Annotated in this window: 23 protein-coding genes; 14 read left to right on the top strand and 9 right to left on the bottom strand. The window is 42.4% G+C overall.

Going from position 1 to position 26,631, the window contains the following annotated elements:
- The first annotated feature begins 4 nt into the window (after positions 1–4).
- From glnD to ACRRSW_RS07330, 3 genes are all read left to right on the top strand, one after another.
- Positions 5–2,614 (top strand): bifunctional uridylyltransferase/uridylyl-removing protein GlnD, encoded by a 2,610-nt coding sequence (glnD, locus tag ACRRSW_RS07340; RefSeq protein ID WP_432459001.1) that lies wholly within the window; start codon positions 5–7, stop codon positions 2,612–2,614.
- 36 nt (positions 2,615–2,650) lie between these two features.
- Positions 2,651–3,688, top strand: coding sequence for a 2,3,4,5-tetrahydropyridine-2,6-dicarboxylate N-succinyltransferase (dapD, locus tag ACRRSW_RS07335; protein WP_432459000.1), 1,038 nt, complete (start codon positions 2,651–2,653; stop codon positions 3,686–3,688).
- Positions 3,689–3,880: 192 nt separating this feature from the next.
- The gene (locus ACRRSW_RS07330; protein WP_432453856.1) at positions 3,881–4,258 is read left to right on the top strand and encodes a DUF3461 family protein; all 378 of its coding nucleotides are present in this window, start codon (positions 3,881–3,883) and stop codon (positions 4,256–4,258) included.
- 498 nt (positions 4,259–4,756) lie between these two features.
- Here the strand turns inward: ACRRSW_RS07330 and ptsG are convergent, their stop codons facing one another.
- On the bottom strand, positions 4,757–6,187 hold the full coding sequence (gene ptsG, locus ACRRSW_RS07325) for a PTS glucose transporter subunit IIBC (protein ID WP_432453857.1): 1,431 nt from the start codon (positions 6,185–6,187) through the stop codon (positions 4,757–4,759).
- Positions 6,188–6,724: 537 nt separating this feature from the next.
- On the opposite strand from ptsG, the gene lamB reads away from it, so the two are divergent.
- Positions 6,725–8,005, top strand: a complete 1,281-nt coding sequence (gene lamB / locus ACRRSW_RS07320) for a maltoporin LamB (protein ID WP_432453858.1) — start codon at positions 6,725–6,727, stop codon at positions 8,003–8,005.
- A 134-nt stretch (positions 8,006–8,139) separates the two neighbouring features.
- Here lamB and ACRRSW_RS07315 read toward each other — a convergent pair whose 3' ends face one another.
- From ACRRSW_RS07315 to ACRRSW_RS07300, 4 genes are all read right to left on the bottom strand, one after another.
- Positions 8,140–9,120, bottom strand: a complete 981-nt coding sequence (locus tag ACRRSW_RS07315) for a MalM family protein (protein WP_432453859.1) — start codon at positions 9,118–9,120, stop codon at positions 8,140–8,142.
- A gap of 106 nt (positions 9,121–9,226) precedes the next feature.
- Complete coding sequence (locus ACRRSW_RS07310; RefSeq protein ID WP_432453860.1) at positions 9,227–10,504, bottom strand: maltoporin; 1,278 nt, start codon at positions 10,502–10,504, stop codon at positions 9,227–9,229.
- A 406-nt stretch (positions 10,505–10,910) separates the two neighbouring features.
- On the bottom strand, positions 10,911–11,672 hold the full coding sequence (gene truC / locus ACRRSW_RS07305) for a tRNA pseudouridine(65) synthase TruC (RefSeq protein ID WP_432458999.1): 762 nt from the start codon (positions 11,670–11,672) through the stop codon (positions 10,911–10,913).
- Entirely contained in the window at positions 11,665–11,982 is a 318-nt protein-coding gene (locus tag ACRRSW_RS07300; RefSeq protein ID WP_432458998.1) for a YqcC family protein, read from the bottom strand. Before ACRRSW_RS07300 ends, truC begins: the two co-directional genes overlap by 8 nt.
- Positions 11,983–12,142: 160 nt before the next feature.
- Between ACRRSW_RS07300 and ACRRSW_RS07295 the strand changes: the two genes are divergently transcribed.
- From ACRRSW_RS07295 to ACRRSW_RS07285, 3 genes are read left to right on the top strand one after another with little or no spacing between them, the layout of a single operon-like run.
- On the top strand, positions 12,143–13,186 hold the full coding sequence (locus ACRRSW_RS07295) for a DUF3549 family protein (protein WP_432458997.1): 1,044 nt from the start codon (positions 12,143–12,145) through the stop codon (positions 13,184–13,186).
- An 11-nt stretch (positions 13,187–13,197) separates the two neighbouring features.
- Positions 13,198–13,488, top strand: coding sequence for a hypothetical protein (locus tag ACRRSW_RS07290; protein WP_432453864.1), 291 nt, complete (start codon positions 13,198–13,200; stop codon positions 13,486–13,488).
- A 1-nt stretch (position 13,489) separates the two neighbouring features.
- Entirely contained in the window at positions 13,490–14,263 is a 774-nt protein-coding gene (locus tag ACRRSW_RS07285) for a Zn-ribbon-containing protein (protein ID WP_432458996.1), read from the top strand.
- Here the strand turns inward: ACRRSW_RS07285 and syd are convergent.
- On the bottom strand, positions 14,260–14,802 hold the full coding sequence (gene syd, locus ACRRSW_RS07280) for a SecY-interacting protein (protein WP_432458995.1): 543 nt from the start codon (positions 14,800–14,802) through the stop codon (positions 14,260–14,262). The genes ACRRSW_RS07285 and syd overlap by 4 nt on opposite strands.
- Before the next feature lie 60 nt (positions 14,803–14,862).
- Here syd and queF point away from each other — a divergent pair, with 60 nt between their 5' ends.
- The 6 genes from queF (at position 14,863) to ACRRSW_RS07250 (ending at position 23,198) form a co-directional block, all read left to right on the top strand.
- A complete protein-coding gene (gene queF, locus ACRRSW_RS07275) occupies positions 14,863–15,729 on the top strand; it encodes an NADPH-dependent 7-cyano-7-deazaguanine reductase QueF (RefSeq protein WP_432458994.1) in 867 nt (288 codons plus the stop codon).
- A 4-nt stretch (positions 15,730–15,733) separates the two neighbouring features.
- The gene (locus ACRRSW_RS07270) at positions 15,734–17,917 is read left to right on the top strand and encodes a tetratricopeptide repeat protein (protein WP_432458993.1); all 2,184 of its coding nucleotides are present in this window, start codon (positions 15,734–15,736) and stop codon (positions 17,915–17,917) included.
- A gap of 113 nt (positions 17,918–18,030) precedes the next feature.
- Complete coding sequence (locus ACRRSW_RS07265) at positions 18,031–19,623, top strand: GGDEF domain-containing protein (protein WP_432458992.1); 1,593 nt, start codon at positions 18,031–18,033, stop codon at positions 19,621–19,623.
- A gap of 95 nt (positions 19,624–19,718) precedes the next feature.
- Complete coding sequence (gene ppnN / locus ACRRSW_RS07260) at positions 19,719–21,107, top strand: nucleotide 5'-monophosphate nucleosidase PpnN (protein WP_432458991.1); 1,389 nt, start codon at positions 19,719–19,721, stop codon at positions 21,105–21,107.
- Positions 21,104–21,886 carry a flap endonuclease Xni gene (xni, locus tag ACRRSW_RS07255; RefSeq protein ID WP_432453871.1) on the top strand — a complete coding sequence of 261 codons (783 nt, stop codon included), beginning with the start codon at positions 21,104–21,106 and terminating at the stop codon, positions 21,884–21,886. Before ppnN ends, xni begins: the two co-directional genes overlap by 4 nt.
- Positions 21,887–22,190: 304 nt before the next feature.
- Complete coding sequence (locus ACRRSW_RS07250; protein ID WP_432458990.1) at positions 22,191–23,198, top strand: isocitrate dehydrogenase; 1,008 nt, start codon at positions 22,191–22,193, stop codon at positions 23,196–23,198.
- A gap of 93 nt (positions 23,199–23,291) precedes the next feature.
- Here the strand turns inward: ACRRSW_RS07250 and rlmM are convergent, their stop codons facing one another.
- From rlmM to ACRRSW_RS07235, 3 genes are read right to left on the bottom strand one after another with little or no spacing between them, the layout of a single operon-like run.
- Complete coding sequence (gene rlmM / locus ACRRSW_RS07245; protein ID WP_432458989.1) at positions 23,292–24,356, bottom strand: 23S rRNA (cytidine(2498)-2'-O)-methyltransferase RlmM; 1,065 nt, start codon at positions 24,354–24,356, stop codon at positions 23,292–23,294.
- Positions 24,346–24,711, bottom strand: coding sequence for a DUF423 domain-containing protein (locus ACRRSW_RS07240; RefSeq protein WP_432453874.1), 366 nt, complete (start codon positions 24,709–24,711; stop codon positions 24,346–24,348). The genes rlmM and ACRRSW_RS07240 overlap by 11 nt, the downstream gene beginning before the upstream one ends.
- 12 nt (positions 24,712–24,723) lie before the next feature.
- On the bottom strand, positions 24,724–25,647 hold the full coding sequence (locus tag ACRRSW_RS07235; protein ID WP_432453875.1) for a transcriptional regulator GcvA: 924 nt from the start codon (positions 25,645–25,647) through the stop codon (positions 24,724–24,726).
- 552 nt (positions 25,648–26,199) lie between these two features.
- Here ACRRSW_RS07235 and ACRRSW_RS07230 point away from each other — a divergent pair.
- Positions 26,200–26,562: an MmyB family transcriptional regulator gene (locus tag ACRRSW_RS07230; protein WP_432458988.1), complete on the top strand. Its 363-nt coding sequence runs from the start codon at positions 26,200–26,202 to the stop codon at positions 26,560–26,562.
- The last annotated feature ends 69 nt before the right edge of the window (positions 26,563–26,631 follow it).

The raw sequence follows: 26,631 nt of genomic DNA, 5'->3' as shown, positions 1-26,631 counted from the left end.
AGTCATGGAAACGACGTTAGTATCCCCGCCCTTACCCAAGCCAGATGAGATATCGTTAAACAGCTGTAAGTCGTATCTTGACCAATTACAAGAATACCTAACAGACCAATTTGACCAAGGCGTACATGTTGTCGAATTGGTTCTGTTACGTTCGCGAAAGATGGACTCATTACTCACCCAATTGTGGCAGCACTTCGGCTTGGCCGATGAGTCGGCAATCTCTTTGCTTGCCGTAGGCGGATATGGCCGCGGAGAACTTCACCCGCGTTCTGATATTGATATATTAATCCTTAGCCAACAAGCTACGGCAAGTCAGATTGCAGACAAAATTAGCGCCTTTATTACCTTTCTTTGGGATATTCGGCTCGATGTTGGACAAAGTGTCCGTACGCTAGATGAATGCCTAGAGCTAGGCTTAAAAGACATCACCATCGCCACCAACTTACAAGAATCCAGATTGTTGTTTGGTGACAGAGCTCTTTATCAAAAACTTTGTTTAGCTGTATGCGCCGATAGTTTCTGGCCAAGTGATTCTTTTTTCCAAGCGAAGAAACAAGAACAGCTGACTCGACATCGCCAATACAAAGGCAATGCTTATTCTTTAGAACCCGATATTAAAGCCAATCCTGGCGGTTTACGTGACATTCAAACCATTTGTTGGGTTGCCGGCCGGCACTTTGGCAGTAGCGATTTAGAAGAGCTCACCAAACAAAACTTCTTAACTCAAGCAGAATGTAGAGAGTTACAGGACTGTCGTGATTTTCTGTGGCGAGTCCGTTTTGCTTTACATATTCACTTACCCAAGAGTGATGACCGACTACTGTTTGATCGGCAACTAGCTGTCGCAAAGTCACTGGGTTATAGCGGCCAACACAACGCTCCTGTAGAGCGGCTCATGAAGCATTTTTTCCAAACAATACGACGAATATCTGAGCTCAATGAAATGCTACTTCAACTATTTGATGAAGCAATCTTGGGTAATACCGCCATGGATGTGCGGGTCGTCGACCAACACTTTATGCTACGTGGCAATCTCATCGACAGTAACGATGCCCAGTTGTTTCTTCAACAACCCGAACAAATCATCATGATGTTCTTGCACATCGCTGAAAACCCCAAGATCACGGGGATTTACTCAGCGACCCTTCGCCAGCTCCGCGAGGCCAGACGCCGTTTAACCCATTGGCTTCAAGATGATGCTGAGTGTCGATATTATTTTAAACAACTAATCAAACATCCCAACGTCACTGGTTTACCGTTAAGTTTGATGCATCGCTACGGTGTGCTTTCGACCTATTTCCCGGCCTGGAGTCGAATTGTTGGACAGATGCAATTCGATTTATTTCATGCTTTTACCGTCGACGAGCATACCCATCGCCTGATTACCAAGATCCATTCCTTCAATGACACAGAGACTAAAACGATCCATCCGCTGTGTTGCGAAATTTACCCTCGACTAGAGCGCCCCGACTTATTGGTTCTGGCTGCAATATTCCATGACATTGCGAAAGGCCGTAAAGGTGATCATTCCATCTTAGGTGCCGTTGATGCAGAAGAATTTTGTTTAGCGCATGGTTTTAGTAAGCCCTCAGCAAGAACCGTTGCTTGGTTAGTCAAACACCATCTACTGATGTCTGTGACCGCACAACGACGTGATATTTATGATCCCGAAGTGATCGCTACATTTGCCAAAACCGTTCGCGATCAACGTCATTTAGATATGTTATTGTGCTTAACAGTTGCAGATATTTGTGCCACTAACGATGATACTTGGAATAGTTGGAAACGAACGCTATTACATGAACTTTACAGTGCCACTCAAAAAGCCTTGCGTCGTGGTTTAGAAAATCCTGTCGATATTCGTGGCGTAATCCGTGATAAGCAACAGAAAGCGATCGAACTGCTTGCCTTAAAAGGCTATTCCGAAGAACAAACTCGTATTCTATGGCAGCGTTTTAGGGCCGACTACTTTTTACGGCATACACCGCAGCAAATTACTTGGCATAGTGACCATTTGTGGGGCCACAGTGACGAGCAACCATTGGTTTTAGTGAGCCGCAGAGCGACCCGTGGCGGTACTGAGATTTTTATCCACTGCCCCGACATCCCTCACTTATTTGCATCGGTAGCTGCTGAACTCGATCAAAAAAACCTCAATATTCACGACGCTCAAATCATGTCGAGTCGCGACGGATTTGTATTAGATACCTTTATGGTGCTGGACCGAGAAGGCCAACCGTTATCAGTTGAACGTGGTATATTGTTACAACAAACACTCGCAACCAAATTACACGTTGCGGTGCCCATCGATCTAAAGCAACGTCGTGTCCCCAGACAAGTGCAACAGTTTTCTATTGCGCCTCGAGTTGAATTTTTACCCACAAAAGGGAACCGGACTTTAATTGAAATCATTGCTTTGGATAAGCCTGGCCTAGTGGCTCGGATCAGTGCAGTCTTTCAATCGTTTAATTACACCATTCATGCAGCTAAAATCACCACTATTGGTGAAAAAGCCGAAGATTTCTTTAGTATTAGTAATGCTGAACGGGAAAAACTTAGTCCAGAACAAAAGCAACAGCTTAAATCTATTCTGGAACAAGCACTCAAACAATAATATTTATGCAGACTCAAACAATAAATGGAGACAATCATGTCTAAAGACTTTTTTAGTTACGCCATTGGCGTTGGCAGTAAAAACGCAAATGGCCAATGGCTAGAAGTTTTTTACCCAAGCCCTGTATTACACCCAAGCAAAGCAGAAGTATGTGAATTGACCAAGGGGCTCAATTATACCTCGGGAAAACAAGTAATAGAGCTTGATGACGCAGCAATGACTAGCCTACTGAACAATGCTAAATCCTTGGGCCTAAACGCACAAGTGAGTGCCTTAGAAGCTTTAGCCAGTAGCCAGCAATCTCGTGTATTGTGTTTACTCGAGGAAGATAGTGCAGCCGAGTCCACTCCAGAAGCCTATCTAAAGCTGCATTTGCTGTCGCATCGTTTAGTCAAACCACATGGGACTGACTTAAGTGGTATCTTTGCTGTATTGCCAAATGTTGCATGGACTAATCAAGGCGCTATCGACTTAAGCGAGCTACCGGCTCGCCAATTGGAAGCACGAGCCAAAGGCGAATTACTGCAAGTTAGTTCAGTGGATAAGTTCCCTAAAATGACCGATTACGTTGTGCCGAATGGGGTACGTATCGCTGCGACCTCTCGGGTACGCTTGGGAGCCTATCTTGGTGAAGGCACAACCGTCATGCATGAGGGTTTCTGCAACTTTAATGCGGGAACCGCCGGCACCAGCATGATTGAAGGGCGGATATCTGCTGGTGTATTTGTTGGCAAAGGCTCCGACCTTGGTGGTGGTTGCTCAACTATGGGTACCCTCTCTGGCGGCGGTAACATGGTGATTGCGGTAGGAGAAGAATCACTAATTGGTGCGAATGCCGGAACAGGTATCCCCTTGGGTGACCGCTGTACCATCGAATCAGGCCTATATATTACAGCAGGAACCAAAGTCATCTTAATCGATGAAAACAAACAATCACTTGGAACCGTTAAGGCCCGTGAATTAGCAGGTAAATCAGACCTATTATTCCGCCGTAATAGTATCAGTGGTGCCATCGAGTGCCTAACCAATAAAACAGCAATTGCGCTAAATGAAGCGCTGCACGCCCATAACTAAGCCATCATGCAACCAAGCGGCGCTCAGCCATTTGGTTGCATCTAAATATTTCATCATCAAATTCAAAAAACCACTTATTTCAGATTCCTTCTGATCTCTAATGCGCTATGCTGCTAATAACAGGCTCTGCAGTATGTTGCGGTGGCAGCTGTTCCAGTCTTCAGTTTAGCGATTTGTTATGAAGGAAAATCTATGTACGACAATCTAAAAAGTATTGGCATCACCAACCCAGCAGATATAGAGCGTTACAGCCTTCGCCAAGAAGCGATGTCTGACACACTAAAAATATACTTCCATAAAGAAAAAGGTGATTTTTTAACACGCAGTGTTAAGTTTAAATACCCTCGCCAAAAGAAAACCGTATTAGTGGATGGTGGACGTGGTACCTATAAAGATGTCTCTGAAATCAACACCAACCTGCGCTTTATTGTTGAAGAATTAGACAAAATCACCCGCCGAGATCAACAGGAAAAAGATACCAAACAGCAAGTGCTGGCAGAGCTGCGACATCTGGAAAAAGTAGTGAGTAGCAAAATTGCTGAAATTGAAGCTAAGTTAGAAAGACTTTAAGCAATAAATATTAACTCCCCTAATATTATCGCTTGGCACTTATTTCAATATAAACGCTCGATGCACTTCCATCGGGCGTTTTGCATATTAGGCTGAAATAAAAATATTAACGAGTTTATCGACTAATACCAATCTAACTCATTATCTGTTCGTTGTTACTGCCCAAATCACCGCAAACTAGGTTATGCATCTTACAATTAGCGCTACTCATGGCTGCACTTCATGCCTCGTTATCAGCACAATTAGTTGCTCATATCATGAATCAGATTGGTATTAGCAGAGCTGCACCATTCGTCATGTCTACAACCAAGCTTAAATTCACTTCTCTAGTACTAAAGAATAAACCGATGATATCTAATAGCGATCGCTGGTATTCATAGCCGACGAACACACAATGAAGCCTAGTCTTTTAAGTTAGGGTCGTACCACCAACAAAACGTACTTTTTATTATCAAATAAAAAGGAGGCCTAAGCCTCCTTTTCTAGATATTTAAAAACTTATACCGTTTTTAAATAACTTTCCATGTCAGTTTTTAGGTTATCAGATTTAGTACCAAAAATGGCTTGAACACCTTGGCCCGCGATCACCACACCAGCAGCACCTAAGGATTTCAGTGCCGGCTGATTAACCGACTCAACCGATTTTACTTGAATACGTAAGCGAGTAATACATGCATCTAAGCTAACGATGTTGTCTTTACCGCCAAAAGCATCCACTAAACTTTGAGACATTTTATCTTCAGATATAACGCCAATCTCAGCGCTGTCTTCGTCTTCACGACCCGGAGTTTTCAGGTCAAATTTAGCGATCACAACACGGAATACAACATAGTAAAGAGCTGCATAGCAGATACCCACAACAGGGAATAACCAAAGTTTCTGAGCGTTACTTGATAACACGATGAAATCAATTAAACCATGTGAGAAAGAAGTACCATGAACCATGCCTAAGCTATTAGTAATAACAAAAGCAAAACCAGCTAACAGCGCGTGAATCGCATATAACAATGGCGCAACAAATAGGAATGCAAACTCAATTGGTTCGGTGATACCAGTTAGAAATGATGTCAATGCCGCAGACACCATAATACCACCAACTTTAGCGCGGTTTTCTGGTTTAGCAGCATGCCAAATCGCAATAGCCGCTGCAGGTAAACCGTACATTTTGAACAAGTAGCCACCCGCTAACTGACCAAAACCGTTACCAGCGACACGTGACGCTTCATCGGCCTGTAGGTAACAAGTCAATACACCGTGAGCAATCTCACCGGAAGCTGTCGTACAAGTTCCCGCTTCGAAGAAAAATGGAACGTTCCAAACATGGTGAAGACCGAATGGAATGAGTGAACGCTCAACGATGCCGTAAATGCCAAAGGCTAATGTTGGATTTTGTTCTGCCGCCCAATGAGAGAATACCGCAATGCCATTTCCAATAGGAGGCCAAATAAACGCAAGCGCAACACCTAAAAATATGGTTAGGAAACCAGTGATAATCGGCACACTACGTTTACCAGCAAAGAAGCCTAAATACGCTGGAAGCTGGAGTCGGAAGAAACGGTTAAAGGCCCAAGCTGCGACGCCACCTGATAGGATACCGCCGAGCACACCTGTATTAATAGAATCAACGCCCATAACCACTGCCATAACAGTTAGTGTTTTGGACATAATGTAAAAGCCAACAATAGATGCTAACGCAGCAACACCATCGTTATTGGTAAAACCAAGAGCAACACCCACAGCGAATAGCAACGCCATATTACCGAATACAGCATCACCTGCATTCATCATGAGTTGCGATATGATGTGAGGCATCCAGCTAAAGTCAGCTGCGCCAACCCCTAGCAAAATACCCGCAACCGGTAACACTGATACGGGTAGCATCAATGCTTTACCTACCTTTTGCGCTTGCGCAAACAAATTTTTAAACATAGTAAGCTCCTAAAGGGCTGTTTGTTGTACAAAATATAGCCTTGGTAATAAATTGACGATACGACCAACTTATTACCAGATTAAATATTTACTTCAAAGTCACCGCTAAATTGTTTATCGCGATTTCTGGGCGTAAGTGTAGGGGCATACGTTTCAAAAAAATGCGATTTAGAACAAGTTAAAGCCCTCATTTTGTAACAGTTTGTAACGACTTTATACCTTGTTGATAAATTAGCTTTTTTTGGTAACAAAGTACGATTATCAATGAGTTCTAAGGCACTACAGCTCGCCAGTAAAAACCTAAAAATTTAATATAAAAATCTATTTTAAATCAAAAATAAAAATTAAATGACCAAAAAAATTTGAATTTATCAGCACTGAAAGGATTTTCATATTATTTGTGTGAGCAAGATCTCAAGACAAATTTACAAACTACTGAGACAATGTATTTCGACATATTATTTTACAATGGATCAAAAATTCAGCGCAGGATGCTGGCGTGTCGTCATTAACTATTTAAAATACAAGGTCCACTCAATGAAGTTAAAAACACTATCTCTTGCTTTGGCAGCTGCAACAATATCCTCTCAAACCTTTGCGATTAATCCGGAGTTTCACGGTTATATGCGATCAGGCATTGGTGCAACTGGTTCCGGAGGCGATCAAATGTGCTTTCAAGCCGATGGCTCGCCCTACAAACACCGCTTAGGCAACGAATGCGAAACCTATGCAGAAATAGGTTTAAAAGCCAATGCTTGGGAAGAAGGTAACCAAAAGATGTCGGTGAATACTCTCTTCGCTTATTCAGTTGCCCAAGAAAAAGATTGGGAAGCTGAAGCCCCCGCGACTCGCGAAATGTATGTTGCCGGTGAAAATATGATCGAATCATTGGCTGGTGCAAACATCTGGGCCGGAAAACGTTATTACCAACGTCGAGACGTGCATCAAATCGATTACTACTACTTAGCAAATGCCGGAGCTGGTGGAGGGATAGAAAATATAGACCTTGGTTTTGCAAAACTTTCTGCCGCATGGATCCGCAATACAGAAGAAGCTTATTTCACCAACAAACAACAACCCATTGTAAATGATGAAGGATTAGAAAATTACTCAGGTAACAATATTGATTTACGTTTAGATGGTATTCAAACCAATCGAGATGGTTACTTAGGTATTGCTACAATTTACGGTGCATACAGCGACCAACAAGGTCAAGACTTCGCAGGTCAACAGCCCAACCATAATTTTGAAAACAGTGGACTCTTCATTCTTGCAGAACATACTCAAGAAAACTTCTTTGGTGGCTTTAATCAACTCTCTATCACCTATGCGACGGACGCAATGGCGAAAATTGGAGCTTTTGGTCAACTTAGCGGATTCAACTATAAAGAAACCAGCTCAAACCAAGCCAGCTATTACCGGATACTGAACCACGGTATGCTCAGCTTTTCTGAGCAGAATCTGGCCCTTACTTACGTGGTTAACTACGAGAACTACGATAAGGACGACCAACAGGGATCTTCATTATTCACGGTTGGTGTTCGCCCACAATACAACTGGAATAATCACTTATCGACTATCCTCGACGTGGGTTACGACGTCGTTGAATTCCAAGATGTGGCAAAAGCCAACGGTGAACAAGACAATAAACTCGCGAAGGTAACACTCGCGCAGCAATGGCAAGCAGGCCCAAGTGTATTTGCCCGCCCAGCGTTACGTGCATTTGCCACTTACGCTAAGTCTGATCAACGGATCTCCCGTGACACAAGCTCTAAAGATGAATTAACTTTTGGTCTACAAGCGGAAGCCTGGTGGTAAGCTAAACAGGAATTTTACTCACTCAAAATAAAGGCCACCATATATCGGTGGCCTTTAGCAATAAGCGAGATGAAAAGTTTCTTTGCGATAAACCGAGCTAGGCTCACTCACGATATCCACATAAATGAATATTATTAATTTTTAACTGCTTTAATAAAAGTATCACGAGCCGTCTGAGAGCCAGCATATTCGGCTTCTTCAACCAATTGTAAGGCCTTTTCAATATGACCGTCAGTCACCATTTTTTGGATCAACTGATTATAAAATAGTTCGGTTTCGGCCAACATTCCAGAATGGCGCTTACTGCGATGGTCACGAATAACTGGCTCACCAACCGCAGACTGACTAACAACCGCTTCCTGATTCGCTTGAACAGCCACTGCGGGAGTTGCATTTGAGCTGGAACTACTAAATAAAGGTCCAGATAACCAGTTAAGCGAATTTTCTGCGACATTAAACTGAACCTCAACCACACCTGTTGCTACATTGGGAAGCATCGGATCAGGGATCTGAGGGATATCATTGCCTCTTGCTTCTGCCTCCACCTTGGCTGGATGCGTGATCTGAGTTTTGCCCGTTTTTAAGGCATCCGTCGTATAAATAAGTAAGTATTCTTCCTTTTCTTGCGGGAGAGCCGCTCGGCGGATCGAAAAACTAGAGGTCAAGCGGTCGCGGCTAAAGCCTCTTGCTGGTTTATAAATAAAATTCTTTCCAGGAACCACGCGTGTGACTTCAAAATTACTATTTAATAGTACGACTTTTGGGGCAAATAACGATTCACGAATATAACTCGACACCGTAATTGGAAAGTCTGTGCTACTGTTTGGAATTTTATAAGCTAGAAAAAAACTTTTCCCACTATCGAAATTAAACGCAGGACTCCCTTTCCCAAGCACTTCATCAGCTAAATAATTAAAGTCTACAGTTTTATAATCAATATCCGCTAAGGAATTGCAACATAAAGCAGCAGAATCCAAAAGTTGATTTGAAACTTGAGGACTATAGTAATAGTCACCACTACCACCACTTACATTCAATCCTTTAAGTCCATTATTAGAGGAACATGCACTCAAGACCAATGCGGCCACTACTATCCAAAACCAATTATGTCGCACAAGAGACTCCCTTAAATAAACAAAAAGACCCTCAAAATAATATGTTTTTGAGGGTCTGGCTAGATAAAATATCAGTTTGTTTGAACTATAGTGTATCGGCTAAGCCTTACCACCAAGCTTCCACTTGTACACCGTATTCAAACTCGTTGTTTTTACCTTTAGCTAAGCTATCATTTTCATGGTCTTTCACATAAGAACCAAATAAGCGGATTTCAGGACGAGCCCAGAAACCAGGACCCGCGGAGATCGCTTGCGCTAAAGTCAACTTACTGTTTTTAGATTTACCCCATGAATCATCATCGGCATCATAGTAACCATACTCTAGAATAGTTTTGTGATAATCGCTCCATTTATAACTTGGGCGCACAACTGCATTCCAGTAATTATGGCTGCTGGCAAAATCATCGCGATCATAAGAAGCATAAACAGCCGCGTAAGCCAAATCTACAGACTTACCAAAGGTAACCACACCATGATCAATTACACGATATGCCTTACCACCATGACCACTGTTCTCAGAACCATACCAGTTACCACCACCAGTGTAACGAAGGGCATGTGCGTAACCTTCTGTACCATACTGAACCACAAATTTGTTAAAGCCGCCAGCAATACCAGTGGTCAACTGCGAGGTTAACATTACACCTGATTTTTCACCCTTATTTTCTGCGTCTTGCGCTTCAGTCGTATTGACATAAGCGTAAGTTACACCAAAGTCAAGGGTATTCGAACCACCGATCGACAAGCCTGTATAGCGAACATCAAACAAGTTTTGGTTACGAGCAGAACCTGTACCTTCTACATAATCACCGTTGCTATCATGACTTGCCTTAGTTACAAAGCCTTCTTGACGATCACTGCGAGTCCAGGCAAAACTCAGATTACCAGGGCCCACTGGGATATCTTCAATCCCTGCACCTGGACCTGAAACATCCCAGTAATAAAAGTCAAGAATATGAATATCGTTACGTTTATAGAAACGTTTACCCGCCCAGACAGAAGCGTCAGGAGCGAAAGGTAGAACGCCTTTTGCAACAACGTTCATTTCACGAATGGCGATATCTGTATCACCATCCTCATTATTACCAGTACCTGTCTTCGTCCCTTCCCAGTCATTATTTTGGTTAGATGTATAAGCAAGATTGCTACCAAAATCAAATTTAACTCCGCCTTTACTATATAGCTCTTGGCCTAGAATTAATTCTGCGTAGGTGTCACATTCATTACCTAAACGACCAACGTAAGTTTTGCTAACAGAACAGCTTTGGCCTCCATCGGCACCAAGGCCAATACCTGAACGCATATAACCGTGAAAATCAACTGCGAAGGCGCTTGAAGAAATTGTTGCGGCAGCGACTGCTACAGCAAGTGTTTTCAGTTTCATAATCTAATCCTTTTCCTTTTGTATACTCATCCCTTACCTTGAACGGTAAGCGCTAACGGCGCATTTGTAAGTGTGCTTATAACCGCTAACTGAGGAGGATTATAGGGAGCAGGATCCCTCGCAACCTTGAACTGGATCACAGTTTAATTTTTATGAAAATGGCTTGAAAACAAGGTATTTAGCGATAAATCTTGCGTTAGATCACGTTGAAGACTGTCAGCGACAAAACACTTGAAAATGTTTTCAAGCACATTGAAAACCCTTTCAGTAGTCAAATAACCAAATTTATAACTAAAAGTTAAAGTAAAACCCTAAAGGTGGTAATTTTATTACGCGACAATGAAAACCCTTTCATGGTTCAAAAAAGCTTTCCATTTTGTGATATGTATCACACATAATAATGGAACTAATTCCAAGACATCAGCTTAAATAGCTTAATCCAGCGCTCAGGAAGGGGACTCTCTATCAGAATATCTTTAGCAGAATAAGGATGCACAAAACCAATTTGCTTAGAAATCAACCAAAGCCCTGGGTGCCCTAAGCTTTTAAACAGTCGATTATGTCGCCCATCACCATAGGTGGTGTCACCAATAATATGGTGACTCAGGTGATGCATATGCCGACGCAGTTGGTGCTTTCTTCCTGTTCTAGGTTTCAAACTCAACAAACTATATCGTGATGTTGCAAATTTTCCACTCGGGTAAGGTAACTCGACCTGAGCTAAACCACGATAACAGGTAAAGGCCGACTGAGCTGGTTTATCCTGTTGGGCCCTTCCATCGACCATCTTGTCGTGCTTTTCTTTTAATGGGTAATCCAACTGATGCTCGCCTTCCACATAACCTCTAACCACCGCTAAGTACTCTTTATATACTCGGTGACTGGCGAACTGCTCTGCCAATTTTTTTGCTGCCTCCGAAGAGGTTGCCATCACCAAAACTCCACAGGTAGGACGGTCGAGTCGGTGTACCGGGTAAACATAATGACCCAATTGATCGCGTAAAATTTGCAGCGCAAATTGAGTGGCTTCTTTAGCTATCCAACTACGATGAACCAATAAGCCTGCTGGTTTATATATCGCAACATAGTGCTCATCTTGATATAACACGGTCAATTCACAAGGGATCGCTTCAACCAGCTCTGTGTTTAAATCTAGGTTTTCAGTCATCGTTAAAACTCTGATCAAATAGGCTCAAAAGCAACAACAAATCACGATTGTCCTTTGGAGAGTGTTTCAATGCCTCTTCGGCATAGGGCGTGATAGCAATGCGGCGAGGCAGCGGGCGACCTTCATCCAATAAAGTATGCAGCCGAGGCAGCAAAATAAACTGTAGCCACTGCTCTAAGTTGAGTGTATCTACACAAAATGGTTGAGTGCTTTGTAATAAATCGGGATGAGGCGGTAAATCTTGCCAACATTGATTTTTCTTTAAGCAGCGCTCAATGGCGAATAACTGCTCTCTGATCTTAAAACGCATACAATGTTAATCTTAAAAGCCGCGATTATAACATTGCTTACTGGTGAACGGCAGCTTAACGCTGCATAAGCTAAAGCTTCCCCAATAATTGCTCTCAAGAAGATAAATGTGGATACTGAGGCCAACTGCGTCAACTCAAAACAAAAACTAATCTTAAGTTATGAATAATACAAACACACTAAGTGACATCCTGTTGCTTTCCGGCAGTGAACTACGCGTCTATGAAATGGGCAGACAAATTCAGCAGATTGATAATCAAGATTTCCAAAAAGTTGAAACTAATGACTTACCCTACCCCGCGCCAATTCAACAGCAAGCTCGATTTGCTTTATGTTTTTGGCAAAAGCAGCAAGCCAATACCCCCTATATCTGGTTTTTACAATTCCCGGTTGATGAACAAGGTTTCATACAACTCGGGGCACGTGACCAGTTTATTCAATTGGTGATTGAAGCCTTGGGGCAACAGCTTGACCAACAACCCAATCAACAGCAACAACAAGCTTTAGCAAATAACCAGTACATTTTTAAGCCGATTGAAGAAAAATTGGCTTATTTTAATGCGCTCTATAAAAAGCATTGCGCACTGCCACCTTCCAAACATTACCCGTCAGTACGGGGCTACTTACAAGGCTCCGCTTGGGATAAATGGCCGCAGCTAGCTCTACAGGGGCTCGCCGATATTGTTGCTCGGCTCGATAGAGATGATAATAGTAAACTACTGGCAAAGGCTTTCCCTCACTTACCAATGGAAGTCGCAAACAAAACTCTAGAGTTACTGGAACACGCCAGTATCGATCAACAACTCAGTCACGTGATTGCACAACAGCACACTCTAACTTTGACAAGAGATGAGAATTTAGCGAGCCTTTACCTTCGAGCCTTAGCGGGTTGTACCGTTCCCAGCATAGTGAACAAAGCCCTCAACGCTCAGCTCGGAGCTGCCCAGTCAATCCATAGCTTTATTGCCATTGCTGGTCGCTTATGGCGTGTTTTAGAACAACCACACCAGCTCAGAATATTTCTTGAGGCTCTCGCAACACAACAAGATGACCAATTATTTCAGCAAATCTTTGCTGATCTGGTGTTTATTCCTTCGTTACGCAGCTTCGTTCTCGCCCAATTGAGGGATCCCAACAACAGCACCAATTTACAAGCAGCGATTCAACAGTTAGTGCGAAGTTACCAACCTGCTACCAGCCACTAAGGTCCATCAAGATGTCACAAAATATCGTTCTATTAGCTATCAAATCCCTGATTGACGAGAATAAGCAACCCAGCTTAGCGCTGATTAAAGCTCGGCTCAGTGTTCGCCAACCCATGCCAGTCGTTATCGCCGCATTGAATGCCTATAAACGAGATCCGACTATCATCAAGCAACTCACCATAGAGCAGCCCGTAACGACTAACAAAAGCGAGCGACAATCATTGGAGCAGCGTATCACGCATTTAGAATCGCAGCTTGCGCTGTTAGTCACTCGTATTAATCAACTTGAGTCAAAATCCTAAGATGTATCTCGCAATCATAGAGCTAGAATGCTTTGCTGATACCACCATTAGCCAAGCAGAAAAAGCAATTAACCAACTACTTGATTGCTGGCGCTATAACGGTCAGATCATTGGTCGAGAATTTCCAATAGTCTTAAAAGATGCCGTATTTAGTGTCCGAGTGCTTTGTCCAGAAGTCGATAGTCTACAAGAAAACTATCAGAGTCAGCAGGTCAAACACGCCAAACAGGCCCTAAGCGAAGCAAGTTTACTCAGCCCCAAAGTAAAAATATTAGGCCGCGACATTAATGCCGATGACAGCGACAATTGCCTTAGCCCCTCGTGGAAAATTCTCTATACCAATTATTTACAAACCTGTTCTCCGCTGCGTTGTGGAGAACACTTTACACCGATGCCCCTTTATCACTTTCCTGCCGTTGCAAATGGTGACCATCGACAGTTGATAAAATGGCAAGAAGACTGGTCTGCTTGCGACCAATTGCAAATGAATGGCAGTATATTGGAGTTCAGTGCTATACAAGAAATAAGTAGTACCCATAGCCGCTTATTTCAACGCGGCTCAGATTTATGCAAGCGCCTAGAATACTTAACGAAGACCCCGACCTACTTATATTTATATCGCGTCGGCGGCGACAGCTTATTAGCCGAAAGCCAACGTCACTGTCCCAGCTGCAACCAGCCATGGCGATTAACAGAAAACCTACACGATATTTTAGACTTTAAATGCGAACGCTGCCGCTTGGTATCGAATATCTCTTGGGATTTTAAATCTTAGTCCGCTAAGCTCAATTGCTCTAAAAACTCATCAAGCGTGCTCGCCAGCACGCGCTCAACCCCCTTACCTAACTGCTCAAGTAACACTTCACCGCTATTATTATCAATACTCACGATTTGCATTTCGTCATCAGTTGTCGCAATAAATACCGTTGGAGGCTGCTTTAAACGACGCTGCATGAGTAAATGACCTATCATATTTTCCAACAATAGCTCGAAATCTTGCTCATTCCACGGTTGAACTAATTCAATGCGATTATTTTGAAAATTAACTACCAGACTTGAGGCATAATAATCGCCATAAAAAGATTTAATACTTGGATGTAGTGTCAATTCTAAAGCCGTTTCGATACCACTAAAATCTGCAGCTATTTTCCGAACAACCGGGCGCCAATCGACTTGCTGTTGTTGAGGAGAGCTTAGAATACATGGTGAAAGCCATTGTTCATCATAATCGAGTTTAGGGTAGCTCGAATTTTGCCATTGCTGTTCAAACTTCGCATAAATAGAGGCCAGTGGTGAGGATATCGTACTGCTCATTGATGTGTTTCGTTTCGATTTAAGATAAACTAAGCCTAACCAATTCGATCGAATAAAACCATGACAAAACAGCCTGTAAACACCACTGAACAGCTAAAAAAGCGATTAAGTCTCGGTAAACCGACCGACTACATTAGTCATTATTCACCGCAACTGTTACAAGGCGTACCACGCCAATTAAATCGTCAACAATTAAATATTGTAGAAGCGCAAACACTGCCCTTTTCGGGATATGACTTATGGAACCTCTACGAACTCTCGTGGCTAAATGAGAATGGACTTCCAACCGTAGCCGTCGCTGAAGTGAAAATAATGGCTAGCTCTCGATGTTTGATCGAATCAAAATCATTCAAGTTATATCTCAATAGCTTTAACCAGAGCCACTTTGCCAACTTTTCTGCCGTTGAAAAAGTACTAAGACGCGATCTAGCGCAATGCGCCGAAGGTGAAGTAGAAGTAATACTGAGCAACATTGATAGCACCTTCGACACTCGCCCGATACCGGGTCTAAATATCGACCAGCAAGATGATATTAAAATTTTAAGTTATCAACTCGATCCTTCTTTACTTGAAGGTGCCGCAGATCCTAATCTTATCGTACATGAATCACTTAACAGCCACTTGCTCAAGTCTAACTGTTTGGTAACCAATCAACCAGATTGGGCAAGTTTATATATCGATTACCAAGGGCCTAAAATCAATCAGCAAGCCTTATTAAAATATCTAGTCTCATTCCGCCAACATAATGAATTTCATGAGCAATGTGTTGAAAGAATTTTCACCGACCTAAAACATTATTGCCAGCCCAAGACGCTCACAGTCTATGCCAGATATACGCGGCGTGGCGGCTTAGATATTAATCCAATGCGCAGCGATGATCCCCTAGCAAGCACAAAACTAGGAAATTGGCGCTTAATTCGCCAGTAATATAATGCCCAATTTCTCGCTAAAATCGTATTTATGGTTTGCCCTTGTATTACTCTGCGGGCCGTTTTCTACCAATAGCTGGGCCTATGAAAATGGCTTTATCAATGTTCCTAAAACATTAGAACCGTTACGCCAACAGCTGATAGCCAACCCTAGGAATTGCCTAGAACATTTAGCGAAAACACTGAACCAACAGGAGACGACCACTGAGCAAACGGTAACAACAGGTACAATCGACATACTCCGCTATCAAATTGCCGCTTTATGTGCCTACCGCACCAATAATCCACAACAAGCTCAGGTCTATATTCATCACGCCATTCGCTTAGCAAAACAACAGCCAACCCATTTAACTCAAGCCTATATTATTGCAGCACTCGCCATGAGTAGTGACCCCAAATGGGCAATACAGGCACAAGATTATATCGCTTTAGCACAAGCTGGTATCGAAAAACTAAAGATCTTCCCCTTATCTAACATGCGCTTTCAACTACAAAAAGTGCAAGCGCTTTACTACCAAAACCAAGGTAAAAATAACGAAGCCAAAAACCATCTATTAAAAGCGAAGGAAGAGGCTTATACCAGTAAATCACCGATACTCAGGGCGTGGTCTGAAGCCTTACTGGCAGATTATTATTTGTTAAATAAACAGCCTGAATTAGCGCTCAATCACCTAACAGAGGCGGAGTTAGATGATCAAGACATCCACAATAATGAAGCCTTGCTACTCAACAGCAAACTCAAAGCCAATATGGCACAGGTCTATTTGGAGCAAGGTGAGCTGGTTATCGCTCAGCAGTTTCAACAGGATGCCATCGATGATGCCGCAAGTCTCAATAATCTCGATCTACAGGCTGAAGAAATAACTAAACTAGCGGATATGACCAAGCTCGCCAAGGACAATGACGCAGCTCTGGTGCACTATCTAAATGCAAAAGAAATAGCAAAGGCCAATCATAACTTACCGCTATTGGCCGACATTGAACTGCGCCTAGGCAGCACCTATATGGAATTCACAGACTACACGCCAGCTTTAGTTCATCTACAAATCGCTAGACAATTATTTACTCGATTAAATCAACCCAGTAAATTGTTACATAGCTTACTACTGTTAGGCGAATTACATATCAACAACCATGAGAGTGGCTTAGCTATTTTACAACTAGAAAAAGCCGAAGCTTTAGCCAACACCATTGGCTTATCGAATAGCCATAGCAAAGTATACAAGTTACTCACCGAAGCCTACGAGCAAAATGGTAATTACGCCCTCGCCTTAGAAGAATTTAAAATTTACCACAGCTTAAACCAACAATATCAACAGATAAGTAACGAGCTAAAACGTGAACAATTTAAGCAACACTATCAGTATATTGAACAAGCCCAACAGTTATCCGATCTGACCAAAGAAAAAGCCTTAATACAGCAACAAAGTAGCTTTCAGCAACTGGTCTTAGTCTTAGTCTGCGTTTTTGCAGTGATGATATTATTTTTATTCTTAATCACTAGGCAGAAACTGTTATCAAGAAAAGCCTTAGTGAGGCATCTAAACCAACAGCTGAACCAGCATCCCATTACAGGTTGGCAACAACTAGCCAACAGCGATAGCCCCTTACAATATTTACGCAAGCAACATCTCTCATCAACGCAATCACCGCAAGTTCTGTTGCTGATATCTATTGAGCATCTCAGCACCGTTGGCCAACACAGCTTAGGGTTTAAACTTCGTAGGAAATTCAACAAAAATGTGATTGAAGCGCTGATAACTCAGTTTGATAAAGATTATCAGTTAGGACATATCAACGATCATCAGCTACTCATTTGCCTCTCTTTGAAGCAACTATCCGCTGAACAAATTTGCAGAATGGTGGTTGATGAAGCAGAAAGATATGCTATAAAGCAAAAGCTTAAGTTGATAATTTCGATTGGCACTTGTATTGCCCCATTTTTAACTAAAGCCGAAGATGCAATTGACGATAGCGGAATGACCGAAGTTTTATGGCTCGCTTTAGAGGGAGCTCAACAACTATCGGCTCACACGCAACAGAACCACTGGGTAGAGTTAACAGCAATGAAAGGTTCACATGCTGCATTTTTCTGTAGTGATATAAGACAAGATGTAAAACAGGCAATAAGCAAGGGCTTAGTAAAAGTGAATTCATCCACTGATAAGAGCATAATCAATTGGTAGGTATAGATGACTATTTGCCTTAACATTTGCAGACCCAACAACTATAGTTGTCGTAGATCTCGTGTTATGCTAATCGCAGTTATTAGGCATACTAGGATGTGTTGGTTTAAACGATGAGCGATATCATCACGATTAAGAAACGCCTCGCGTTGGTGAGAAACAATATAGAAAACTCCACCCAGAATGTTTTAGGCCAAGAGGCAAAGGTTAGAATGGAAAAGAAATCAATAAGCCAACTAATTTCAAGCCTTTCTAAAATTTGTTATGGCTTAGATGAACAACTTGATAATAAACTACAGCAACTAATCAAGGATGTTGAGAGTAATGACGACTTGTCAACTATTTCGCAATATCAAAACGAATTAGATGGCCTATTTAAACAACATAGTAAGACCTTAAAAACGGTCCTCGCTCACAACCAACGAATTATCAAAACGTCGGGGGAATCACTTAAACGAATTAATGGTTTACCTCCTCAATTACGCCGCAAACTGACTGATTTTTTAGAGCAGAGTCCAGCTTATTCTCACAGCGATAATCAGGCTCGTATCGAACAGTTACTCAATTATTATTATCAAGCGCTACTCAATAAACCTTCAATAGGCGGAGTTCACACCAGTAATGAAAATGTTACCGCTGTAAAGCCGAAAGAAAGTATTTTAGATAGTCGTTTACACACTCGCATTTGTGATGATTTACAACGTTTGATCACCGAACTAGATTATAGCGGTGAAGTCGGTGACAAACTGGCACAGATACGTTCTGACTTATTAGTAGGTATAGAACCTAGCGACTTGCCTAGCTTGTGTATCAATGTGATTCAACTCATCATCGAAGGTAGTCGTGAAGAACGTAAAGCCGCTCAAGAGTTTTTATACTCTTTAAACGAAAGTTTAGGCGGTGCCCACGATCAGTTTGTCGACTCGCTAAGTCAATCTAAGTCAATCCATCAAAATCAGCAGCAAAATAACAGCGTATTAAAAGACCGTATACTAGAGCTCGGTGCGGAAGTACGCTCTAGCAGTAACTTAGATAGTTTAAAGCATTCAATCCAAAATCGCTTAATTCAGATTACCGACGTATTCAAAGAAAAAGAACAACTAGAGCAACGAACGACTGAGTTATTGAACGAACTTGGTGAAGTTGAATTAAAGCTTCGTTTGGTTCGAGAAGAAACTCAAGAGTATAAAAAGCGACTCAATGCTCACAAACATAAATTGTTCATCGATAGTCTCACTCAAGTATACAACCGAGCAGCCTTAGACGAACGTTTAGAGCTCGAGTACAAACGCTGGAAGCGTTATGGTTATAATTTGGGCATGGCTATTATTGATATTGACCACTTTAAATCAATTAATGATCAGTTTGGCCATATGGCTGGTGATAAAGCACTCAAAGTGATCGCCAGAGCGTTGCAGAATAGCCTGCGAGATACCGACTTTTTAGCTCGTTTTGGCGGTGAAGAATTCGTTTTATTGATGCCGAATATCTCACCTGACGCAGTGATGGTGCCACTTGACAATATTCGCGAACAGATTAAGACCCTGCCCTTTCGATTTAAAGAAAAACAGGTTTCAATTACAGTTTCTATTGGTGCAACCCTTTTTAAAGATAGCGATAAACCGCTTGATGCATTCGAGCGTGCAGACCAAGCTTTATACGAGTCAAAAAGCAGTGGTCGTGACAAAGTCAACTTAATCAACTAGTTATTTATGAAGTAATACGAAATAAGTATCAGCTAACACCACTCCTCACGTTATACTGTTATGGTAAAGTAACCTGAAATAGACGTGAGGTGTTGATGATTACCCATATAAATCCTGTTGGTAGCATGAACTTGTTATCACAACTAGAAGTCGACCAACTTGCTTTAAGTGCCTCTAAAGATATTTATCTCCTATACCGAAACTGCAGCCTTGCGGTACTCAATTCGGGAAGTAAAACCGACAGCAGCCGTGAGATTTTAGAACGCTATCGAAACTTTGACATTAAAGTCCTTAGTAGGGAACGTGGCGTAAAACTCGAGTTAATCAATGCACCAGAAGAAGCATTTGTGGATGGCGAAATTATCCGCGGTATTCAAGAACACCTATTTAGCGTTTTACGTGATATTTTGTATGTTTCTAATGAAATCCAAAAACTCTCTTATTTAGATTTTAATCAATCACCACATATCACCCATTTAGTTTTTTCCATGCTACGTAATGCTCGAGTGATTCACCCTGGAATTGAACCAAACTTAGTCGTTTGCTGGGGCGGACATTCGATCAACGAAAACGAGTATCAATATACTCGAGAGATGGGAAGCCAATTGGGATTGCGAGAATTAAACATCTGCACTGGCTGTGGCCCTGGAGCAATGGAAGGTCCAATGAAAGGTGCCACTGTCGGACATGCCAAACAACGAGTAAACAACGGTCGTTACATTGGTTTAACGGAGCCCAGCATCATCGCAGCCGAACCACCAAACCCCATTGTTAATGAGCTTGTCATTCTACCCGATATAGAGAAACGCTTAGAAGCATTTGTTCGAATGGGCCACGCCATCGTTATCTTCCCCGGTGGTGCGGGAACCGCTGAAGAATTACTGTATATACTTGGCATTATGATGCATCCGGAAAATGCTCGTCAGCCCTTACCAATCGTCCTCACCGGACCTAGATCTAGTGAAGCTTATTTTAGAAGCATTGACAAATTCATCGGCAAAACTCTCGGTATCGAAGCACAGAAACACTATCAAATTATTATCGACGACCCTGCAAGTGCCGCGCAAGTCGTCAAATCATCGATGTCCAAGATTCAAGACTATCGACGTGCGATTGGTGATGCCTATTCCTTCAACTGGAGCCTAAAAATAGAAAGTAGCTTTCAACATCCTTTTCTTCCTGTTCATCAAAACGTAGAAAAGTTAAATTTGCACTACGATCAAGCCCCCCAAGAATTAGCTGCAAATTTACGACGAGCGTTCTCCGCCATCGTGAGTGGTAATGTAAAAGATGAAGGTATAAAACAAATCGAAGAGCATGGGCCATTCATTATCGATGGTGATCCTGAAATAATGAACATGCTAGATAAGCTACTGCAAGATTTTGTAAAACAGCAGCGGATGAAATTACCTGGTAGCAACTATGAGCCATGCTATAAAATCGCTAAAAATCAAATTAAACAAGACAGAGAACTGCCTCAATGAGTCAACACTTCGTCGTGATAGATGCTTTAAATTTAATCCGTAGAATTTATGCGGTTCAGCAGCAACGTAGCCCTCGCGACTCATTAAGTCAATCAACTCAGCAGGCGCTCTCGAGCGCCTGTAAACGAATAGTGTCAAGCCTTCAGCCTTCCCATATTGTCGCTGTATTCGATGGCGAACGTTCGGCTTGGCGAGAGCAGCTTTATCCACAATACAAACAAAACCGCTCTCCAATGCCCGAGCTATTAGCTGAACAATTGGAGACATTAAAAGACCAACTATTAGATATGGGGATCGATTCAATCTTTGCGGCTAACGAAGAGGCCGATGACATTTGTGCCACGCTCGCCAGTAAAGCAATTGCAGCTAACTACCCGGTAACCATTATTTCCACTGATCAAGGCTACTACTCATTACTCTCAGCTGGTGTCGGTTTATATGACTATTTTCGACGGGAGTATATTTCAATCGAGCAAGTCGAAGAGAAGTTTGGGATCGCGATCAAACAACTAAACGATTATTGGGCCTTGGTTGGCATCAATGGAGTGAATGTGGCAGGCGTACCCGGTATTGGTAAGAAAAGTGCGCAAACGCTACTTAAAAATTATCCTGATACCCAAGCGATTCTCGATGATAACAGCACCAATAACAAGCTTGCCTCAAAAGTTCAAGCGCACGCTAATGAGCTACAACTCGCGCATAAATTGCTCAGCTTAAGAACCGATTTAAAACTTGGTTTTTCATTGAAACTATTACGTTATAACCCCAAGGCCTGTTGATCGTCGATAATTATTTTCTTGCTAATCAAGACCAGCGTAAATTGTAGAGAATAGTCTGCGCTAAACTAAACTGTATTAAAACCAATCAAAACCTACCGAGATAAGATCTCTTCAGCATTCAAAATGTTGTTATTTGGGGCGAAATCTGACCTATAATCAGTGTTGGAAACTAAATATTTTTGAGTATTCAGTTAAAAAATTGTAAACTCATTGTTGCCCGAACCCATTCGCTCGGGTAATAACACGGAGTGTTACCTCCTCCCCTTATTTAGATAATAAAAATACCTACGAATTAGGAAGATATATGTCAACAAGACGAATCACCGTCATACCTGGAGATGGTATTGGACCAAGTATTATCGAAAGCGCCATCGCAATAATGGACAAAGCAGGTTGTGGTTTCGAGTATGATTATGCCAATGCGGGCCTCGCCGCATTAGAAAGTGATGGCAGCCTATTACCCGAAAAATCATTACAACTGATTGAACAAAATGGTATTGCCCTAAAAGGCCCATTAACCACGCCAGTCGGAACCGGCTTCACTTCAATTAATGTCTCTATGCGTAAGCACTTCGACCTATATGCGAATATTCGCCCAGTACGTTCATTTGTTGGGACTAAAGCACGTTACGAAAACATAGATATTATTACCGTACGTGAAAATACCGAAGGGATGTACTCAGGCCTGGGTCAAAAACGTAGCGAAGATGGCAACAGCGCCGAAGCCATGAGTATAGTGACTCGCGAAGGTGCCGAGCGCATCGTAAAATTTGCTTATGAACTAGCTCGCCGAGAAGGCCGCAAGAAAGTAACCACCATCCATAAAGCCAACATCATGAAATCCACCTCAGGCTTATTTCTAGAGGTTGCTCGAGAAATTTCTCGGCAGTATCCGGATATCGAATCGGAAGAGATGATTGTTGATGCCGCTTGTATGAACTTAGTGATGTACCCAGAGCGCTTCGACGTGATGGTCACAACCAATCTATTTGGCGATATCCTTTCAGACCTTTGTGCAGGTTTGGTTGGCGGCCTGGGCATGGCTCCAGGCGCAAATATCGGTGAACAAGCCGCAATTTTTGAAGCCGTTCATGGTAGCGCCCCAGATATTGCTGACCAAGACATTGCCAACCCCACCTCGGTTATTTTAGCGAGTATTCAGATGCTCGAATACTTGGGTATGGAAAAGCAGGCCACTGCCATTTTAAGCGCAGTAAAAGATGTGATTGCCAGCGGCGATAGAACCACTCGAGACTTGGGTGGTATTGCAGGCACGAAGGAATTCACTCAAGCTATCTTAGAGCGCCTATAAGCGACACAGAGCACCGATGAAAGGCAGCATAGACTGCCTTTATACCGCAATTAGATAGCTTATATTTACATTTCTGACGAGTCCCAATTCAGCTCAAATAATTCGAGCAAATACCGTGATCTCTTCTCTATCATGATATAACTGCTTAGCCCTCACCTCAGACTCAAATCCTAATTCGGCTAAACCTTCACGTAACATATTCAGATCTTGATTTACTTCAGCAAAACGTTGCTTCATTGGCAATTTTAAATTAAACATTGCATAACGGCACCAACCATTAGCGAGCCATTTCAACATCAACCTAGCCACCTTGGCTGGTCTCTCAACCATATCGCAGACTAACCAACTAGTATTGTTGCGTTCCGGCTGAAACTTAAAACCATCTTCACGAAAGTGCTGTACCTGACCCGTCTCCATCAAAGACGGCGCCATTGGCCCATTATCAACGGCTGCGACGAACATATTTCGTCTCACCAATTGATAGGTCCATCCACCGGGGCAGGCGCCTAAATCAACCGCATGCTGACCATTTTCTAAATATTGTTCTCGTTCTTGATCATTCAGCAAAACCATAAACGCTTCATCTAACTTCAAGGTCGAACGACTGGGTGCTTGGTTGGGAAACTTGAGTCGTAAGATACCATTCGCTTGCGGATTACCGTTACGGGTATCTGAATAACCCAACCAACAATGGGTTCCACTCGTAAAGAACAATTGCATCGCAGGCAACTTTAAGTTCTGCGTTTTACTTAACCACTGGTGTTTTATCAGCGCATGCTCTAAGGGACGTGTAAATTTCTTACAAAATGCGGATAAAGATTTTCCTTCATTGGTATCAGGATATTCCAAACGCAAGCTGCCACAAGGTGGTAACTTCTGATCAATCGCCAATATCGATGCAACCCGATTACGCTCATCTAATTCCAGTTCCAGTAAAGCCAAAAACCAGTGACGTGCAAAAATCAAATTTCGAAAATCAATCGCTTGGTAGAGGCTTATGGTGTGCTCATTTTGATAACAGCTAAACTCAACAAAACCAGACTCTGCAGCAGCCTTGGCATAACCAAAATATTCCAATTGTTCCGCATGAAACTGGATTTCTGCTGCACAATCACTCTCGAAACCAGTGCGACAATATAAAATGATACTATTTGTCATAACTCATATTCTTACTAGACCAAACCAAAGATAACCAACCAATAATCAATATCAGTCCACCTAGAGGCGTAATTGGCCCAAATACCTTAGAACCGAAAAAAGCTAAACAGTATAAGCTACCCGCGAACAACCAACCACCGACAACCCACAACAGAGCCGTTAATCGATGGCGCTGAACCACAGCCAATGCAGCCGCGAGGTGAACTAATTGATAAAACACGCCAGTATTTATCCATTGCAGCTGCTCTGCGCCCAAAAAACGACTAAAACCATGGGCGGCTCCTGCACCCATAATCACGCAAAAAGCACCAGACACGGCGACCAAGGCCCTAAATGGCCAAGTGAATTGCTTCATGACTAACCTTTCTTATATTTCCACCAAGCCTTCATTAACGAATTCTTGCTGCTCATGTTCCACTAACGAAATCATCCACTCACGAAAAGCAACTAATTTCCCTTGTTCTGCCTGACTAGGCTTACACACCATATAGTAGGCATTCTTACTCAACAAAACTTGTTCAAAAGGACATACTAAACGCCCAGCTTCTATTTCAGGCTTTGCCAACACACTATGCCCCAAGGCCACGCCTTGACCGTATACCGCAGCTTGCAACACCATAGTTGAGTGAGAAAATATCGGCCCATGATTCACATTCATTTGTCTTAGGCCGACTAACTTAAACCAGGCTTTCCAATCGTGACGAGCGGTATCATGTAACAAGGTATGAAATTGTAAGTCCTCTGGTTTAGTGAGCGCCTTATCTCCCACTAATAAACTTGGTGAACACACTGGCACTAAATACTCAGTATGCAACTTATCGGCTCGCAAGCCTGCCCAATTGCCTCGACCATAATAAATCGCCACATCAACGTCTTCACTCAAGGACCCCTCATAAAGATCAACAGCCTTGATCCGTACATCAATGTCTGGATGCATCTCACTAAATTGAGATAGACGCGGTACCAACCACTGGATCGCGAAACTCGGCTGGAGGCTGACTGTGATCGTCCCTTTGGCACCTCGCGCCAACAAGCGATCTGTCGCTTCAGTAAGCGAAATAAAAATATCTTTAATATCTAAGAAGTAACCTTGTCCTTCTTCTGTTAATAATAAGGCTCTATTTTTACGACGAAACAATTTGAGGCCGAGAAATTCTTCCAAAGCTTTAATTTGGTGACTCACAGCGGCTTGAGTCACAAATAGTTCTTCAGCTGCACGAGTAAAGCTTAGGTGCCTTGCGGCGGCCTCAAATGCTTTTAAAGCATTTAAAGGCGGCAAACGACGCGCCATATTTACACCCCATTAACGGATAAGTTTTTCTAATCTTTCTGCATTATAAATTATCTGTTGTTGTACGGCTAGTTGCAGACTACTATGCACACGCAATCAAGTGAAGGGGCCTGACATAGCGCCATAATACAGGGTGTTACGTCAGGCCCCTTTAAGTAAATACCGGATTTGTAGTTACTTTGATTGCTATGTTGTGTTTGCATTTGTCAGCCTTTTGCTGACTCCCTGTTTCTAATTTTGACCCTGTCTGTCAAAAAGAATTTTTAGCCACTGCTATTGCAGTGGCTTTTTTTATGCCCTAAATATGACTCAACAAAGTAAGGCGCGAACAACAAACAAACGAAATAAGCATTAAAAAAAATAATCTTAGAGCTGGGTCACGGAAAATAAGAAGGGCTTAAACAAGCCAATTAAAATAACCCATTATGTTGATAATGATAAGTACACATGCTCAGCTTGTCACAGCAACATACCATCAAGACATGCCCCAGCCAATCAACATGATTATATTCAAATCAAACGCAAAACGGTGTGTTGTGCTTGCTTATAACGATGCAGCGAACCATCTGTTTAGTTTCGAGCCCCCCTTCCGAGAGACGTAATCTATTACCAGTGCTTTTTACTAACCCTGCTCTGCGGGAAATTTTTCTCCATAGGGAAGAGGAAGCACCCCCACATATTATCCAGTGTCGTCGTGACCATGCTAATACAAGTCACGATAGCGATATCAAAGCCTTAGAGGATGAATTGAAGAACGTGTCAGCCGACTTTAATCAGTGTTGGAAACAACATGATGTTCATGCACTATGTGATGGTACTCGAAAGCTCAAGATAAACGGCGAGACAGCCACGTTTGAACACACTTCTCTGATAAACCACCATTTTCGCTTGGTGGTTGATGCGAAAAGTGAATAAGCTGAAACAGAGTTCCACTAATTATCGCTAGGCAATTCGCAGAGGCTACCAAGCCGACGATTGAAGAGT

It is taken from the genome of Agarivorans sp. QJM3NY_25 (assembly GCF_050870875.2).
In the GTDB taxonomy this organism is placed as follows: Bacteria; Pseudomonadota; Gammaproteobacteria; order Enterobacterales; family Celerinatantimonadaceae; genus Agarivorans.
Note: the sequence above shows the minus strand (reverse complement) of the source record. Positions and strands in the feature narration are given on the sequence as shown.

What these genes read in the sequence shown, in the direction of transcription:
- ACRRSW_RS07285 (WP_432458996.1), top strand. Translation starts at nt 13,490, where the DNA reads ATGTATCTCGCAATCATAGAGCTAGAATGCTTTGCTGATACCACCATT.
- ACRRSW_RS07265 (WP_432458992.1), top strand. Translation starts at nt 18,031, where the DNA reads ATGAGCGATATCATCACGATTAAGAAACGCCTCGCGTTGGTGAGAAAC.
- ACRRSW_RS07235 (WP_432453875.1), bottom strand. Translation starts at nt 25,647, where the DNA reads ATGGCGCGTCGTTTGCCGCCTTTAAATGCTTTAAAAGCATTTGAGGCC.
- xni (WP_432453871.1), top strand. Translation starts at nt 21,104, where the DNA reads ATGAGTCAACACTTCGTCGTGATAGATGCTTTAAATTTAATCCGTAGA.
- truC (WP_432458999.1), bottom strand. Translation starts at nt 11,672, where the DNA reads ATGACTGAAAACCTAGATTTAAACACAGAGCTGGTTGAAGCGATCCCT.
- ACRRSW_RS07240 (WP_432453874.1), bottom strand. Translation starts at nt 24,711, where the DNA reads ATGAAGCAATTCACTTGGCCATTTAGGGCCTTGGTCGCCGTGTCTGGT.
- ACRRSW_RS07270 (WP_432458993.1), top strand. Translation starts at nt 15,734, where the DNA reads ATGCCCAATTTCTCGCTAAAATCGTATTTATGGTTTGCCCTTGTATTA.
- ACRRSW_RS07300 (WP_432458998.1), bottom strand. Translation starts at nt 11,982, where the DNA reads ATGCGTTTTAAGATCAGAGAGCAGTTATTCGCCATTGAGCGCTGCTTA.
- queF (WP_432458994.1), top strand. Translation starts at nt 14,863, where the DNA reads ATGACAAAACAGCCTGTAAACACCACTGAACAGCTAAAAAAGCGATTA.
- ACRRSW_RS07310 (WP_432453860.1), bottom strand. Translation starts at nt 10,504, where the DNA reads ATGAAACTGAAAACACTTGCTGTAGCAGTCGCTGCCGCAACAATTTCT.
- ACRRSW_RS07295 (WP_432458997.1), top strand. Translation starts at nt 12,143, where the DNA reads ATGAATAATACAAACACACTAAGTGACATCCTGTTGCTTTCCGGCAGT.
- ppnN (WP_432458991.1), top strand. Translation starts at nt 19,719, where the DNA reads ATGATTACCCATATAAATCCTGTTGGTAGCATGAACTTGTTATCACAA.
- ACRRSW_RS07330 (WP_432453856.1), top strand. Translation starts at nt 3,881, where the DNA reads ATGTACGACAATCTAAAAAGTATTGGCATCACCAACCCAGCAGATATA.
- lamB (WP_432453858.1), top strand. Translation starts at nt 6,725, where the DNA reads ATGAAGTTAAAAACACTATCTCTTGCTTTGGCAGCTGCAACAATATCC.
- glnD (WP_432459001.1), top strand. Translation starts at nt 5, where the DNA reads ATGGAAACGACGTTAGTATCCCCGCCCTTACCCAAGCCAGATGAGATA.
- ACRRSW_RS07290 (WP_432453864.1), top strand. Translation starts at nt 13,198, where the DNA reads ATGTCACAAAATATCGTTCTATTAGCTATCAAATCCCTGATTGACGAG.
- ACRRSW_RS07230 (WP_432458988.1), top strand. Translation starts at nt 26,200, where the DNA reads ATGCAGCGAACCATCTGTTTAGTTTCGAGCCCCCCTTCCGAGAGACGT.
- dapD (WP_432459000.1), top strand. Translation starts at nt 2,651, where the DNA reads ATGTCTAAAGACTTTTTTAGTTACGCCATTGGCGTTGGCAGTAAAAAC.
- syd (WP_432458995.1), bottom strand. Translation starts at nt 14,802, where the DNA reads ATGAGCAGTACGATATCCTCACCACTGGCCTCTATTTATGCGAAGTTT.
- ACRRSW_RS07250 (WP_432458990.1), top strand. Translation starts at nt 22,191, where the DNA reads ATGTCAACAAGACGAATCACCGTCATACCTGGAGATGGTATTGGACCA.
- ptsG (WP_432453857.1), bottom strand. Translation starts at nt 6,187, where the DNA reads ATGTTTAAAAATTTGTTTGCGCAAGCGCAAAAGGTAGGTAAAGCATTG.
- rlmM (WP_432458989.1), bottom strand. Translation starts at nt 24,356, where the DNA reads ATGACAAATAGTATCATTTTATATTGTCGCACTGGTTTCGAGAGTGAT.